The organism is Nonomuraea roseola (assembly GCF_039535395.1).
Lineage (GTDB): Bacteria > Actinomycetota > Actinomycetes > Streptosporangiales > Streptosporangiaceae > Nonomuraea > Nonomuraea roseola.
Window position 1 is genome coordinate 885026 of record NZ_BAAAXC010000012.1, and the last position, 12416, is coordinate 897441.

General features: G+C 70.1%; 14 protein-coding genes. All 14 read left to right on the top strand.

What is annotated here, in order from left to right:
* Positions 1-110: 110 nt before the first annotated feature.
* The 14 genes from pgsA to ruvA all read left to right on the top strand — a co-directional run bounded on the left by pgsA (position 111) and on the right by ruvA (position 12401).
* The gene (gene pgsA / locus ABFX55_RS16335) at positions 111-734 is read left to right on the top strand and encodes a phosphatidylinositol phosphate synthase (protein WP_346121868.1); all 624 of its coding nucleotides are present in this window, start codon (positions 111-113) and stop codon (positions 732-734) included.
* Positions 731-1627 carry a phosphatidylinositol mannoside acyltransferase gene (locus ABFX55_RS16340; RefSeq protein ID WP_346121870.1) on the top strand — a complete coding sequence of 299 codons (897 nt, stop codon included), beginning with the start codon at positions 731-733 and terminating at the stop codon, positions 1625-1627. The genes pgsA and ABFX55_RS16340 overlap by 4 nt, the downstream gene beginning before the upstream one ends.
* On the top strand, positions 1624-2730 hold the full coding sequence (locus ABFX55_RS16345; protein WP_346121871.1) for a glycosyltransferase family 4 protein: 1107 nt from the start codon (positions 1624-1626) through the stop codon (positions 2728-2730). Before ABFX55_RS16340 ends, ABFX55_RS16345 begins: the two co-directional genes overlap by 4 nt.
* Positions 2727-3269 carry a hypothetical protein gene (locus ABFX55_RS16350; protein WP_183662190.1) on the top strand — a complete coding sequence of 181 codons (543 nt, stop codon included), beginning with the start codon at positions 2727-2729 and terminating at the stop codon, positions 3267-3269. The genes ABFX55_RS16345 and ABFX55_RS16350 overlap by 4 nt, the downstream gene beginning before the upstream one ends.
* 63 nt (positions 3270-3332) lie before the next feature.
* Positions 3333-4340, top strand: coding sequence for a DUF3048 domain-containing protein (locus ABFX55_RS16355; protein ID WP_346121873.1), 1008 nt, complete (start codon positions 3333-3335; stop codon positions 4338-4340).
* Between the two features lie 66 nt (positions 4341-4406).
* Positions 4407-5342: a pyridoxal 5'-phosphate synthase lyase subunit PdxS gene (gene pdxS, locus ABFX55_RS16360; RefSeq protein WP_346121875.1), complete on the top strand. Its 936-nt coding sequence runs from the start codon at positions 4407-4409 to the stop codon at positions 5340-5342.
* A 264-nt stretch (positions 5343-5606) separates the two neighbouring features.
* Positions 5607-7304: an alkaline phosphatase D family protein gene (locus tag ABFX55_RS16365; protein WP_346121877.1), complete on the top strand. Its 1698-nt coding sequence runs from the start codon at positions 5607-5609 to the stop codon at positions 7302-7304.
* Positions 7219-7623, top strand: coding sequence for a MarR family winged helix-turn-helix transcriptional regulator (locus ABFX55_RS16370; protein WP_346122009.1), 405 nt, complete (start codon positions 7219-7221; stop codon positions 7621-7623). Before ABFX55_RS16365 ends, ABFX55_RS16370 begins: the two co-directional genes overlap by 86 nt.
* Before the next feature lie 99 nt (positions 7624-7722).
* Positions 7723-8475, top strand: coding sequence for an endonuclease/exonuclease/phosphatase family protein (locus ABFX55_RS16375; protein ID WP_346121879.1), 753 nt, complete (start codon positions 7723-7725; stop codon positions 8473-8475).
* 118 nt (positions 8476-8593) lie between these two features.
* Positions 8594-9118: a pyridoxal 5'-phosphate synthase glutaminase subunit PdxT gene (gene pdxT, locus ABFX55_RS16380; protein WP_428834768.1), complete on the top strand. Its 525-nt coding sequence runs from the start codon at positions 8594-8596 to the stop codon at positions 9116-9118.
* 3 nt (positions 9119-9121) lie between these two features.
* Positions 9122-9874, top strand: a complete 753-nt coding sequence (locus ABFX55_RS16385; protein WP_183662180.1) for a YebC/PmpR family DNA-binding transcriptional regulator — start codon at positions 9122-9124, stop codon at positions 9872-9874.
* Between the two features lie 126 nt (positions 9875-10000).
* Entirely contained in the window at positions 10001-11146 is a 1146-nt protein-coding gene (locus ABFX55_RS16390; protein WP_346121883.1) for a GNAT family N-acetyltransferase, read from the top strand.
* 110 nt (positions 11147-11256) lie between these two features.
* Entirely contained in the window at positions 11257-11784 is a 528-nt protein-coding gene (gene ruvC, locus ABFX55_RS16395; protein WP_183662176.1) for a crossover junction endodeoxyribonuclease RuvC, read from the top strand.
* Positions 11781-12401: a Holliday junction branch migration protein RuvA gene (ruvA, locus tag ABFX55_RS16400; protein WP_346121885.1), complete on the top strand. Its 621-nt coding sequence runs from the start codon at positions 11781-11783 to the stop codon at positions 12399-12401. The genes ruvC and ruvA overlap by 4 nt, the downstream gene beginning before the upstream one ends.
* The last annotated feature ends 15 nt before the right edge of the window (positions 12402-12416 follow it).

Genomic DNA, 12416 nt, shown 5'->3' on the forward strand with positions numbered 1-12416 from the left:
TGTCGGCGTCGCATCCAGCGGAGTCACCGCATAGGACGCGGTTAGTTCACCAAATACCCGTGTGGCGAATATCACAAGGGGGGTGAGGCAAAGAAGTGCAAGGGGCCGAGATGGCCTACGATCAGAGCGCGATGCTCAAACTCCTGCGCCCGGCCATGACCCGGATACTCACCCCGCTGGGCAGGGCACTCGTCCAGCGCGGGATCGGCCCCAACGCCGTCACGGCGATCGGCACACTGGGCACGGTCATCTGCGCCCTGGTGTTCTACCCCATGGGCCAGCTGTGGTGGGGCTCACTGGCGATCACGATCTTCGTCCTGTTCGACCTGCTCGACGGCGTCGTGGCCCGCATGGGCGGCGGCGGGGGCACCACGTGGGGCGCCTTCCTCGACTCCACGCTCGACCGCCTGGCCGACGCGGCCATCTTCTCCGGGCTCATCATCTACTTCTTCGTCCAGCGCGACCTGCTCATGGCGGCCGTCGCCCTGTTCTGCCTGGTGGCGGGGGCGCTGGTGTCCTACGTCAAGGCCAGGGCCGAGGGTCTCGGCCTCACCTGCGACGTCGGTCTGGCCGAGCGCCCTGAGCGGCTGGTCGTGGGCCTGGTGGCCGCGGGGCTTTCGGGGCTGGGCGTGCCGTACATCCTGCCCCTCGGCATGTGGCTGCTAGCCGCCGCCAGCGCGATCACGGTCGTGCAGCGGGTAGTACATGTCCATCGCCAGATTGGAGCGCGATGACCTCCCTTCAGGACCGCGTGGTGGCCGCGGGGTTCGCGGCAGGCTGGACGCTGCTGCCGTACCTGCCGAAGAAGCCGACCGCGGCCGCCTTCAGGGCCGTGGCCGACAGCGCGTGGCGCAGGCGGGGGCCGAGCGTGCGCCGCCTCGAGCACAACCTGGCCAGGGTCACGGGCCTGGGCGAGGACAGCGCCGAGCTGCGCGCGCTCAGCCGCGCGGGCATGCGCTCCTACCTGCGCTACTTCCACGAGATCTTCCTGCTGCCGAAGATGGACCGAGCCGAGGTCGTACGGCGCACGCACGTGACGGGCGCCGAGAACATCTTCGACACCGTGGCCGCTGGCAGGGGCGTCGTGCTGGCGCTGCCGCACATGGGCAACTGGGACCAGTCGGGCGCGTGGCTGACGGGCAGCGGTCACGGCTTCACCACCGTGGCCGAACGGCTCAAGCCCGAGTCGCTCTACCGCCGCTACGTCGCCTTCCGCGAGAGCCTGGGCATGGAGGTGCTTCCGCTGACCGGCGGCGCGGGGCACAACTTCGGCACCCTGGCCCAGCGCGTGCGTAAGGGCGGCATCGTCTGCCTGCCCGCCGAGCGCGACCTGACCAAGAACGGCGTCAAGGTGGAGTTCTTCGGCGCCACCACCCAGGTGCCCGTCGGCCCCGCGCTGCTGGCGGTCAAGACGGGGGCGGCGCTGCTTCCCGCGATCCTGTGGTTCGAGGGCGACGACTGGGGGCTGCGCATCCACGAGGAGGTCCCGGTCCCCACCGACGGCACGCTCCAGGAGCGCACGGCCGCTGTGGCGCAGAGCCTGGTGACGGTGTTCGAGAAGGGCATCGCCGAGCACCCCGAAGACTGGCACATGCTGCAGCGCCTGTGGCTGGAGGACCCCAAGTGAACGTCGGCATCGTCTGCCCCTACTCGTGGGACGTGCCGGGCGGGGTCAAGCAGCACATCGACGACCTGGCCCAGGCGCTCATCGCGCAGGGCCACCAGGTGTCGGTCATCGCGCCCGCCGGAGACGACGCCGAGCTTCCCCCCTACGTCACGGGGGCGGGCAGGGCGGTGCCCGTGCCCTACAACGGGTCGGTGGCCAGGATGTCGTTCGGCTTCATCTCGGCCGCGCGGGTGCGCCGCTGGATCCAGGAGGGCGACTTCGACGTCCTGCACATCCACGAGCCGCTGGTGCCCAGCCTGGGAGTGCTGGCCTGCTGGGCCGCCAAGGGTCCGATCGTGGCGACCTTCCACGCCTCCTTCACCCGTTCGCGGGCCATCGCGATCGCCGAGCCGATGCTGCGCAGCGCGCTGGAGAAGCTCAGCGGGCGCATCGCCGTCTCCGACGCCGCGCGCAAGAGCCTGGTCGAGCAGTTCGGCGGCGACACCGTGCTGATCCCCAACGGGGTGACCGTCAGCCGCTACACCGAGGCCGAGCCGCTGGAGGGCTTCGGCCCCGACGGCAGGACACTCGGCTTCCTCGGCCGCATGGACGAGCCGCGCAAGGGCCTGCCCGTGCTGCTCGAGGCGATGGAGCTGATCCCCGAGGCCAGACTGCTGATCGCGGGGCCGGGCGAGGTCAAGATCCCCAAGTCGATCCGCGACAGGGTCACGCTGCTCGGCATGGTGAGCGAGCAGGACAAAATCCGCGCCTACCACTCCGTCGACGTCTTCGTCGCGCCCAACACCGGCGGCGAGAGCTTCGGCATCGTGCTGGCCGAGGCCATGTCGGCGGGGGCCACCGTGCTGGCCAGCGACATCCCCGCCTTCCGCAGGGTGCTGGGCGAGGGACAGGCGGGCGCGCTGTTCGCCAACGGCGACGCCGAAGCGCTCGCCGACGAGGCCCGCAAGCTTCTCGCCGACCCCGAGCGCAGGGCCAAGCTGTCCGACGAGGCGCGCGTGGCGGTGCGCAAGTACGACTGGTCCACCGTCGCCCGCGACGTCGTCCGCGTCTACGAGACCGTCACCGCCAGCGCGGGCAGGGTGGAGGAAGACTCCCTCACATGAGCACCACCGTCATCGTCCTCATCGTCGGCATCCTCGTGGTGCTGGCCGCCGTCTACGTCTCCTGGCGGGCCGGCCGTCTCGACCGCCTGCACATCAGGCTCGAGCTGGCTCGCGAGGCCCTCGACGTCGCGCTGGTCAGGCGTTCGGCCGTCGTCCTCGAGCTCGCGGGCTCGCGCCTGCTCGACCCCGCCACCTCGCTGGTGCTGGCCGCCGCCGCCCACGAGGCCCGTACGGCGGGCCCCGACGAACGCGAACACGCCGAGAGCGACCTTTCCAGGGCGCTGCGCGCGGCGGTCGACCAGGAGCGCTTCAGGGAGAAGCTCTCCGAGTCGCCCGGCGGACGCTCCCTGCTGGAGGAGCTCGACGCCGCCGTCGCCAAGGTCGTCTACGCTCGCAGCTTCTTCAACAACGCCGTCGGCGTCACCCGCACCGCCCAGCGCCGCTGGCTGGCCCGCACCCTCCGCCTGGCAGGACGCACCGAGTTCCCGCAATTCTTCGAGATTGATGACAATCCGCCGGAGACCATGGCAACTGAATGACCCGATTTGGGGAGCCCGGTAAGCTTCGTTCCGTTTTCTTGGTCAAACGGAGGAGTTGGCAGGGTGCGGATACCCCGAATGATCGCGGTGACGCTGGCGGTGCTCGGCCCGGTCGTGGCCTGCTCCAGCGGTGGCGGCGCGGCGACGCCCTCGAAGGCTCCGCAGGCGGCCACGGCCGACCCCTCCGCGGCGCCCGAGGAGAAGGGGCACCCGTTCACGGGCCTGCCGTACGAGGAGCTCAAGCCCGTCCTGGCGGTGAAGATCGAGAACACCGCGGCGGGCAAGCCCCAGCTCGGGCTGAAGAGCGCCGACATCGTCTACGTCGAGCAGGTCGAGGCTGGACTGACCCGCCTGATGGCGGTCTTCTCCTCCAAGCTGCCCGCCAAGGTCGGCCCCGTGCGCAGCGCCCGCATCTCCGACCTGCACATCACGCCGCAGTTCGGCAAGCCCGCCTTCGCCTACTCGGGCGTCCAGACCAAGATGCTGCCGTTCGTGGCCGAGGCCTCGCTGTTCGACGTCGGCGACACCCGCAACCCCGGCGCGTTCTTCCGCCAGCCGGGCCGCTACGCCCCCTACAACCTGTTCGCCAACACCAGGCAGCTGCTGGCCAAGGCGCCCAAGGCGACCAAGGCCAAGGACATCGGCTTCACCTTCGGCGAGGCCCCTGCCGAGGGCGGGGTGGAGAAGAAGACGTGGACGGTCAAGTGGCCCGCCGCGACCTTCACCTTCGGCTGGTCCGAGACGAAGAAGCAGTGGCTGATCTGGCAGGACGGCAAGAAGAACATGGCCGCCGAGGGCGGGCAGCTCGGCGCGCCGACGATCGTCATCCAGTACACCAAGACCGAGCGCTCGGAGTTCCACGACAAGAACCAGAGCTACACGCCGCTGGTCCACACGGTGGGCAAGGGCTCGGCGATCGTGCTGCGCGAAGGCAAGGCCTACAAGGCCAAGTGGTCGAGGGAATCGGAAGAGGACGGCACGACGTTCACCACTGCGAGCGGCGAGCCGATGAACTTCGCCCCAGGCCAGGTCTGGGTCGCGCTCGCCAGCCGCAAGCCTGTCATTCCTTAACGTACAAAACCCGTGCTCGACCCTGACATGGTGGTGTGTCGGGAAACGGAGTGTTAAGGACCTACGATGGGCTTGAGAACTTACCGACCTGCCGTTGTGAGGAAGACCGTGTCTACCAGCCCCGTCACCGGAACCGCGCGCGTCAAGCGCGGCATGGCCGAGATGCTCAAGGGCGGCGTCATCATGGACGTCGTCAACGCCGAGCAGGCGAAGATCGCCGAGGACGCCGGGGCGGTCGCCGTCATGGCCCTTGAGCGTGTGCCCGCCGACATCAGGGCCCAGGGTGGCGTCTCCAGGATGAGCGACCCTGACATGATCGACGGCATCATCGGCGCCGTCTCCATCCCCGTCATGGCCAAGGCCCGCATCGGCCACTTCGTCGAGGCGCAGGTCCTGCAGTCGCTCGGCGTCGACTACATCGACGAGTCGGAGGTCCTCACCCCCGCCGACTACGCCAACCACATCGACAAGTTCCAGTTCACCGTGCCGTTCGTGTGCGGCGCGACGAACCTGGGCGAGGCGCTGCGCCGCATCACCGAGGGCGCGGCGATGATCCGCTCCAAGGGTGAGGCCGGCACCGGCGACGTCTCCAACGCCGTCACCCACATGCGCACGATCAGGGGCGAGCTCAAGCGTCTCGCCTCGCTGCCCGAGGACGAGCTCTACGTGGCGGCCAAGGAGCTGCAGGCGCCGTACGAGCTGGTCGTCGAGGTCGCCAAGAGCGGCAAGCTGCCCGTCGTGCTGTTCACCGCGGGCGGCATCGCCACCCCGGCCGACGCCGCGATGATGATGCAGCTCGGCGCCGAGGGCGTGTTCGTCGGCTCCGGCATCTTCAAGTCGGGCGACCCCGCCAAGCGCGCGGCCGCGATCGTGAAGGCGACCACCTTCCACGACGACCCCGACGTCCTCGCCAAGGTCTCCCGCGGTCTGGGCGAGGCCATGGTCGGCATCAACGTCGACGAGATCCCCCAGCCCCACCGCCTGGCTGAGCGCGGCTGGTAGGAAGTTTCCCGGAACAAGCGGCATCCCGTGAGGGGTGCCGCTTTTTCGTTGCCTCTGGAGGCGTCCTCCCTCACCCGCACGCCGTCGGTCCGGGTCCCGGCTCCGCTGGGCCAGGGGTGACCGAAGGGCGGTTGGTAGGAAATCTCCGCCGATGATGTGACTGCTGATAAATTTCGCCGTTTGTGTGACAGGTGGTGTTAACCGCGGAGTCATGATCCTCCGCAAGGCTACGGGCGTCCCCCCTAGATCGCCCCGGGAGCACCCGTGTCCAAGCTCAACCGCCGCTCCTTCCTCGTCACCGGACTCGCGGCAGGTGCCACCGCCGCGCTTCCTGCCGCCGCCTCCGCCGACCCGCTGCCCGCCCCCGCCGCCGACCCCTCCGCGGAGAGCGCGGCCACGCTCGCCTCGCGCGGGCTGCGTTCCGACCCGTTCACGCTCGGCGTGGCCTCGGGCGACCCCGACCACGGCGGCTTCGTGATCTGGACCCGCCTGGCCCAGCAGCCCCTGGCCGAGGACGGCATGGGCGGCATGCCGCAGCGCCCGTTCCCCGTTCTGTGGCAGGTCTACGCCGACGAGCGCTGCCGCAGGGTGGTCCGCGCGGGCGTGGCGATGGCCGCTCCCGAGTGGGGGCACAGCGTGCACGTCGAGGTCGAGAACCTCTCCTCCGACAGGGAGTACTGGTACCGCTTCCGCGTCGGCCCCTACGTCTCGCCGGTGGGCCGCGCCCGCACCGCCCCGCACCCCCTGGCGTACGGCGGGGCGCTGGCGATGGCGTTCGTCTCGTGCGCGCAGTACGAGCACGGCTTCTTCACCAGCTACCGCCGCCTGGCGGAGGAGCACCCCGACCTGGTCCTGCACCTGGGCGACTACCAGTACGAGTACACCAAGAACACCTACACCATCCCCGGCGGCAACGTCCGCCACCACGACGGCCCCGAGACCGAGACGCTGGCCAACTACCGCCAGCGCCACGCGCAGTACAAGGCCGACCCCGACCTCCAGGCCGCGCACGCCGCCGCCCCCTGGCTGGTCGTCTGGGACGACCACGAAATCGACAACAACTGGGCCGACGAGGTGCCGGAGAAGCCGGAGATCCCGCAGCCGAACTTCCTGCAGCGTCGCGAGGCCGCCTTCCGCGCCTACTACGAGAACATGCCGCTGCGCCGTACCTCCATTCCCCGTGGCATCGACATGCAGCTCTACCGGCGGATCCGGTGGGGGCGGATGGCGACCTTCCACATGCTCGACACCCGTCAGTACCGCGACGACCAGGGCTGCGGCGACGGTTACAGGGACTGCCCCGCGGCGGTCGACCCCGCGCGCTCGATCACCGGCGCCGAGCAGGAGGCGTGGCTGCTGGACGGCTTCCGTCACTCGCGGGCGCAGTGGGACATCATCGGCCAGCAGGTCTTCTTCGCTCAGCGTGACAACAACGCGGGCCCGGTGAAGGTCACCAGCCAGGACGCGTGGGACGGCTACGTCGCCTCCCGCCAGCGCATCACCCAGGGCTGGATCGACGCGGGCGTGCGCAACCCCGTCGTGCTGACCGGCGACGTGCACGCCCACTGGGCCAGCGACCTGAAGCTGAACTACGACGACCCGACGGGGCCCTCGGTCGGCTCCGAGCTGGTGGCCACCTCGATCAGCACCGGCGGGAACGGCGCGGACTCCGACCCCGCCAAGCACGCGTTCCTGAAGATCAACCCGCACCTGAAGTTCTACAACAACCAGCGGGGCTACGTCCTGACGAAGATCGAGAAGGAGCTGATGACGGCCGACTTCAGGGTCGTCCCCCAGGTGCAGACGCCGGGAGCCGCGGTGCACACCAAGGCCACCTTCGTCGTGGAGGACAGGGTGCCCGGCGTCCAGCAGACCTATCTCAGGCCCCTCGACCCGTCGCTCAGGTCCCTGCCCGACATCACCGCCGAGGAGACCGTCCGCCTGGAGACCGAGCGTCCTTGACGCCCATCCCGACTCAGCGGAGGCGGCGCTCTCTCGGAGGGCGCCGCCTTCCTTCCACGCCGTTCTCGGCTCGCTGGAACACGGCCCCCGCAGGATGACCGAGCTGGCGGAGGAGCACGCCGTCCGGCTGCCCACCATGACGGTCCAGATCAACCGCCTCGAGGACCCGGGCCTGGTCGCCAGGGGAAGCGACCCCGCCGACGCCAGGGTCAGGACCGTCGAGCTCACCGAGGAGGGCCGCGCCCGCCAGCGCGCCGTCCGCGAGGCCTGGGTCGCCTTCATCGCCCGCGAGCTCGACGCCCTCACCGACGACGAGTGAGCGGCCCTCGCCGCCGCCCTGCCCGCGCTGAACCATCTGCGCTCCCTGGCACGCGTGGATGTGGACCACACCTTCCAGGAAGTGGTTGCATAACGGTTCATGCTGGATCAAGCCGTCATCACGGTGATGACCTGGAACGTGTGCACCGGCACCAACGCCGCCTGCGAGCTGTACCGCAGAAGCCCGCAGGAACTGGCGTGGCACATCAGCGACCATCTCCTCGGCGACCCCGACGTGATCTTCCTGCAGGAGTTCTGCACCGGCGCCACCGGCACGCTCGAGCAGTGGCTCGAATGGCGGACCGGAAGGAGCTGGACCGTCAGGTCATGGGGTTTGACGACGGCGCAGGGCAGGTCGTACGACTGCCATCCCGACACAAACGGCCGCCCGCGCGGCGCGCAGAGCGTCACGGTCGCGGTCGCCGACCACGCGGCCGCCTTCGAGACCGTGCCGCTGACCTCCCCGCCCTGGTTCGCCAGGCGCGCCGCGCTGTGCGCGACGATCCCCGCCGTCAAGGTGCGGGCCTGCGGCACCCACCTGTCGTCCGGCATGGCCAACGACGACGCCCAGCGCGGCGCGCCGTACCGGCACAAGCAGGTCAGGCAGCTGATGGCGGCCGCGCCGAAGGCGGGCCACACCAGCGTCTTCGGCGGTGATCTGAACCTCACGCCCGGCAGGGTCGCCGCCTACGGCTCCTACGACGAGTGCGATCCGCGCATGCGGTGGACCTACGTGAAGAAGCGCAAGATCGACTACCTCTTCGCGCCGAAGGGCCGCGTGCTGAGGTGCTGGGTCGGCAGGGAAGCCAGGGGCTCCGACCACCTGCCGATGGCGGTCAGGGTGGCCCTGTAGGAAGAGCACGGGCCGCCCTGGTGTTGAATCTAGGCGAAACCCGGACCACGAAGGAAGGACGACCGTGCCCAAGATCGGTGTACTCGCGCTCCAGGGAGACGTGCGCGAGCACGTCCACATGCTGGAGGAGGCGGGCGCGCAGGCCACGGCCGTGCGCAGGCCCGCCGAGCTCGACGCCGTGGAGGGACTGGTCATCCCCGGCGGGGAGTCCACCACGATATGGAAGCTCGCCGAGATCTTCGACATGCTCGAGCCGCTGCGCATGCGGATCAAGGACGGCATGCCCGCCTACGGCTCCTGCGCGGGCATGATCATGCTGGCCGACCGCATCCAGGACGGCATCGACGGGCAGCAGACGATCGGCGGCATCGACATGGTGGTCAGGCGCAACGCCTTCGGTCGGCAGGTCGACTCCTTCGAGTCCGATCTGTCCTTCGCCGGCGCTGATGTGCATGCCGTCTTCATCCGCGCCCCCTGGGTGGAATCGGTGGGTTCCGAGGTCGAAGTTCTGGCCACCGCGCCCCCGGGCGATAGGATCGTCGCGGTCCGCCAGGGACCGCTGCTCGCGACATCGTTCCACCCCGAGCTGACCGGGGACACTCGCGTGCACGAATACTTCGTAAACATGGTGAGGGAGCTCTAGGTAATGTCCGGCCACTCCAAATGGGCGACGACGAAGCACAAGAAGGCCGCACTCGACGCCAAGCGCGGCAAGCTGTTCGCGAAGCTCATCAAGAACATCGAGGTGGCGGCCAGGACCGGTGGCCCTGATCCGGATGCCAACCCCACCCTCTTCGACGCCATCTTCAAGGCGAAGAAGAACTCCGTGCCCAACGACAACATCGAGCGGGCCCGCAAGCGCGGCGGCGGCCTCGAGGCCGGCGGCGCCGACTGGCAGACCATCATGTACGAGGGCTACGCCCCCGGCGGCGTCGCTGTGCTCATCGAGTGCCTCACCGACAACCGCAACCGCGCCGCCTCCGAGGTGCGCGTCGCCCTGACCCGCAACGGCGGCTCGCTGGCCGACCCCGGCTCGGTGTCGTACATGTTCAACCGCAAGGGCGTCGTGATCGTGCCCAAGAACGGGCTGTCCGAGGACGACGTGCTGGTCGCGGTGCTCGAGGCGGGCGCCGAGGAGGTCAACGACCTGGGCGAGTCGTTCGAGGTCGTCTCCGAGGCCGGCGACCTGGTGCCGGTGCGCAAGGCGCTGCAGGAGGCGGGCATCGACTACGACTCGGCCGAGTCGAGCTTCCTGCCGACCATGAACGTCCCGCTCGACGAGGACGGCGCGCGCAAGGTCTTCAGGCTCATCGACGCGCTCGAGGACAGCGACGACGTGCAGAACGTCTTCGCCAACTTCGACGTCTCCGACGAGGTCATGGAGAAGCTCGACGCCTGATCGGCACCCGCTCAGCCGACGACCGGTCCGCCGCCACGCGGGCCGGTCTTCTCGTTCGCGCCGGCGGAGCCCGCGGACGGAAACCGAAAGGCGCGCGATCCTGCGGCCGTTGTAGGTTGTCGGCTTGTGGAGATTCGTGATCTGACGTCCGACGACCTAGAAGCCGTCCTCGACACCCGCGTCCGCTCCTTCGGCCCGCTCGACGGCGACCCCGAGAGCTGGTTCGCCCTCGCGAGGGCGGCGCTCGAGCAGGGGCGCTTCCTCGGCGTCTTCGACGGCTCCAGGCTGGCCGCCGCCGCCAGGCTGCCCGGGTTCACCCAGTGGTGGCGCGGCAGGCCGCAGCCCATGGCGGGCGTCGCGGGCGTCGTCGTCAACCCCGAGGACAGGGGGCGCGGCGTCGGCAGGCAGCTCATGCGCGCCGTCCTTGCCAGGGCGGCCGAGCTGGGGGAGGCCGTCTCGGCGCTCTATCCGGCCACCACCCAGATCTACCGCTCGCTCGGCTGGGAGCACGCGGGCGCCGAGAACGCCGTCACGCTGTCGCCAGAGGCGCTGCGCACCATCAGGCCAACCGAGCCCGTCAAGATCCGCAGGATGGGCCCCGACGACGCCGCCGAGGTCATCGCCATCCTGGGCCGCGTCCACGCCGCCAACCGCGCCAGCGGCCCCATCTGCTGGGACGAGAGCTCGTGGCGGCGCTTCCTCGGCGCCAAGGACGACTTCCTCTACCTGGCCGACGACGGCTTCGTCGCCTATAGCTGGGAAGACGGCGACATCTCGGTCGACAACCTGGTCGCAGGCTCCGAGGCGACCGCCCGCGCCCTGTGGTCGCTGGTCGGCACCTCCTCCTCGATCGCCACGAAGGTCTCGGCCGTCGTCGCTCCCGACGACCCCGTGCTGTGGCTGCTTCGCGAGCGCGCCAAGGAGGAGCTCAAGCAGATCAGATGGATGTTCAGGATCGTGGACGTGGCCGACGCCGTCGCCAGGCGCGGCTTCCCCTCGGTGCTCTCCGCCGACGCGCTGATCACGGTGGACGATCCCGAGCGGCCCGCCAACACCGGCACGTGGCGGCTGGAGGTCTCCGGCGGTTCGGGTACGGCGGGCGCGGCCGAGGGGGAGGGGGCGCGCTTCACCGTCAACGGACTGTCGGCGCTGTACGCGGGGGTCCCGGTCTCGACGCTGCGCCTGTCCGGCATGCTCTCCGGCACCGACGAGTTCGACGAGGCGCTGGCCGCGGCGTTCGCGGGCCCCGCCCACATGATCGACTACTTCTGACCGTGACGCCCTGCCCCGCTCGCCTGCCGGGGCGTGTTCGCCGTGCGGGCCCCGCCCAACCAGGGTAGAGTTCCCTGCCGAACAGATGTTCGGCGAACGGGAGGGCGGCCGTGCGGGTGTTGGGTGTCGACCCAGGGCTTACCAGGTGCGGCATCGGGGCCGTCGAGGGCCGGCCGGGGGCTCCGCTCAAGCTCGTCGCGGTCGGCGTGGTCCGCACCTCGGCCGACGACGAGCTCGGCGCCAGGCTGGTCGGCATCGAGCGGGGCATCGAGCAGTGGCTCGACGAGGTGCGGCCCGACGCGGTCGCCGTCGAGAGGGTCTTCGCCCAGCACAACGTCCGCACCGTGATGGGCACCGCCCAGGCGGCGGGCATCGCCCTGCTGTGCGCCTCCCGCCGCGGGCTGCCCGTCGCGCTGCACACGCCGTCGGAGGTCAAGGCGGCCATCACCGGCAGCGGCACCGCCGACAAGAAGCAGATCGGCACCATGGTCACCAGGCTGCTGCGGCTGGCCGAGATGCCCAAGCCGGCCGACGCGGCCGACGCTCTCGCGCTCGCCATCTGTCACGTGTGGCGGGGCGGCAGCCAGAACCGGCTGGCGGAGGCGCTGGCCAAGGCATCGAGAGGACGTGCGTCGTGATCGCGTCGGTTTCCGGGGTCGTGGCGGCCATCGCGCCCGACTCCGCCGTGATCGAGGTAGGCGGCGTGGGCGTGCTGGTGCACTGCACACCCGGCACGCTGGCCACCCTGCGAGTGGGCGAGCACGGAAGGCTCGCGACCTCCCTGATCGTCAGGGAGGAGTCGCTGACCCTCTACGGCTTCGCGACCGACGACGAGCGCACGGTCTTCGGGCTGGTCCAGACGGCCAGCGGGGTGGGCCCGAAGCTGGCGCTCGCCATGCTGGCCGTCCATACTCCCAACTCGCTGAGGGTCGCCGTCGCCTCCGCCGACCTCAAGGCGCTGACCAGGATCCCCGGCATCGGCCAGAAGGGCGCGCAGCGCATCGTGCTGGAGCTGAAGGACAAGCTCGGCACGCCGGAGGAGGCGGTCAACGCCGCCCTCAACGGTCACGCGGCCAAGCCACTGTGGCGCGATCAGGTGCACTCGGGCCTGGTCGGGCTCGGCTACTCCACCAGAGACGCCGACGAGGCGATCGCGCTGGTGGAGCCGCAGGCCGACGCCGAGGTGGTGGCGGGCAGGGAGCCGCAGGTCGCCGTGCTGCTCAAGGCGGCGCTGCGGGTGCTGAGCATCCGATGAGCCAGGGGCTTGCAC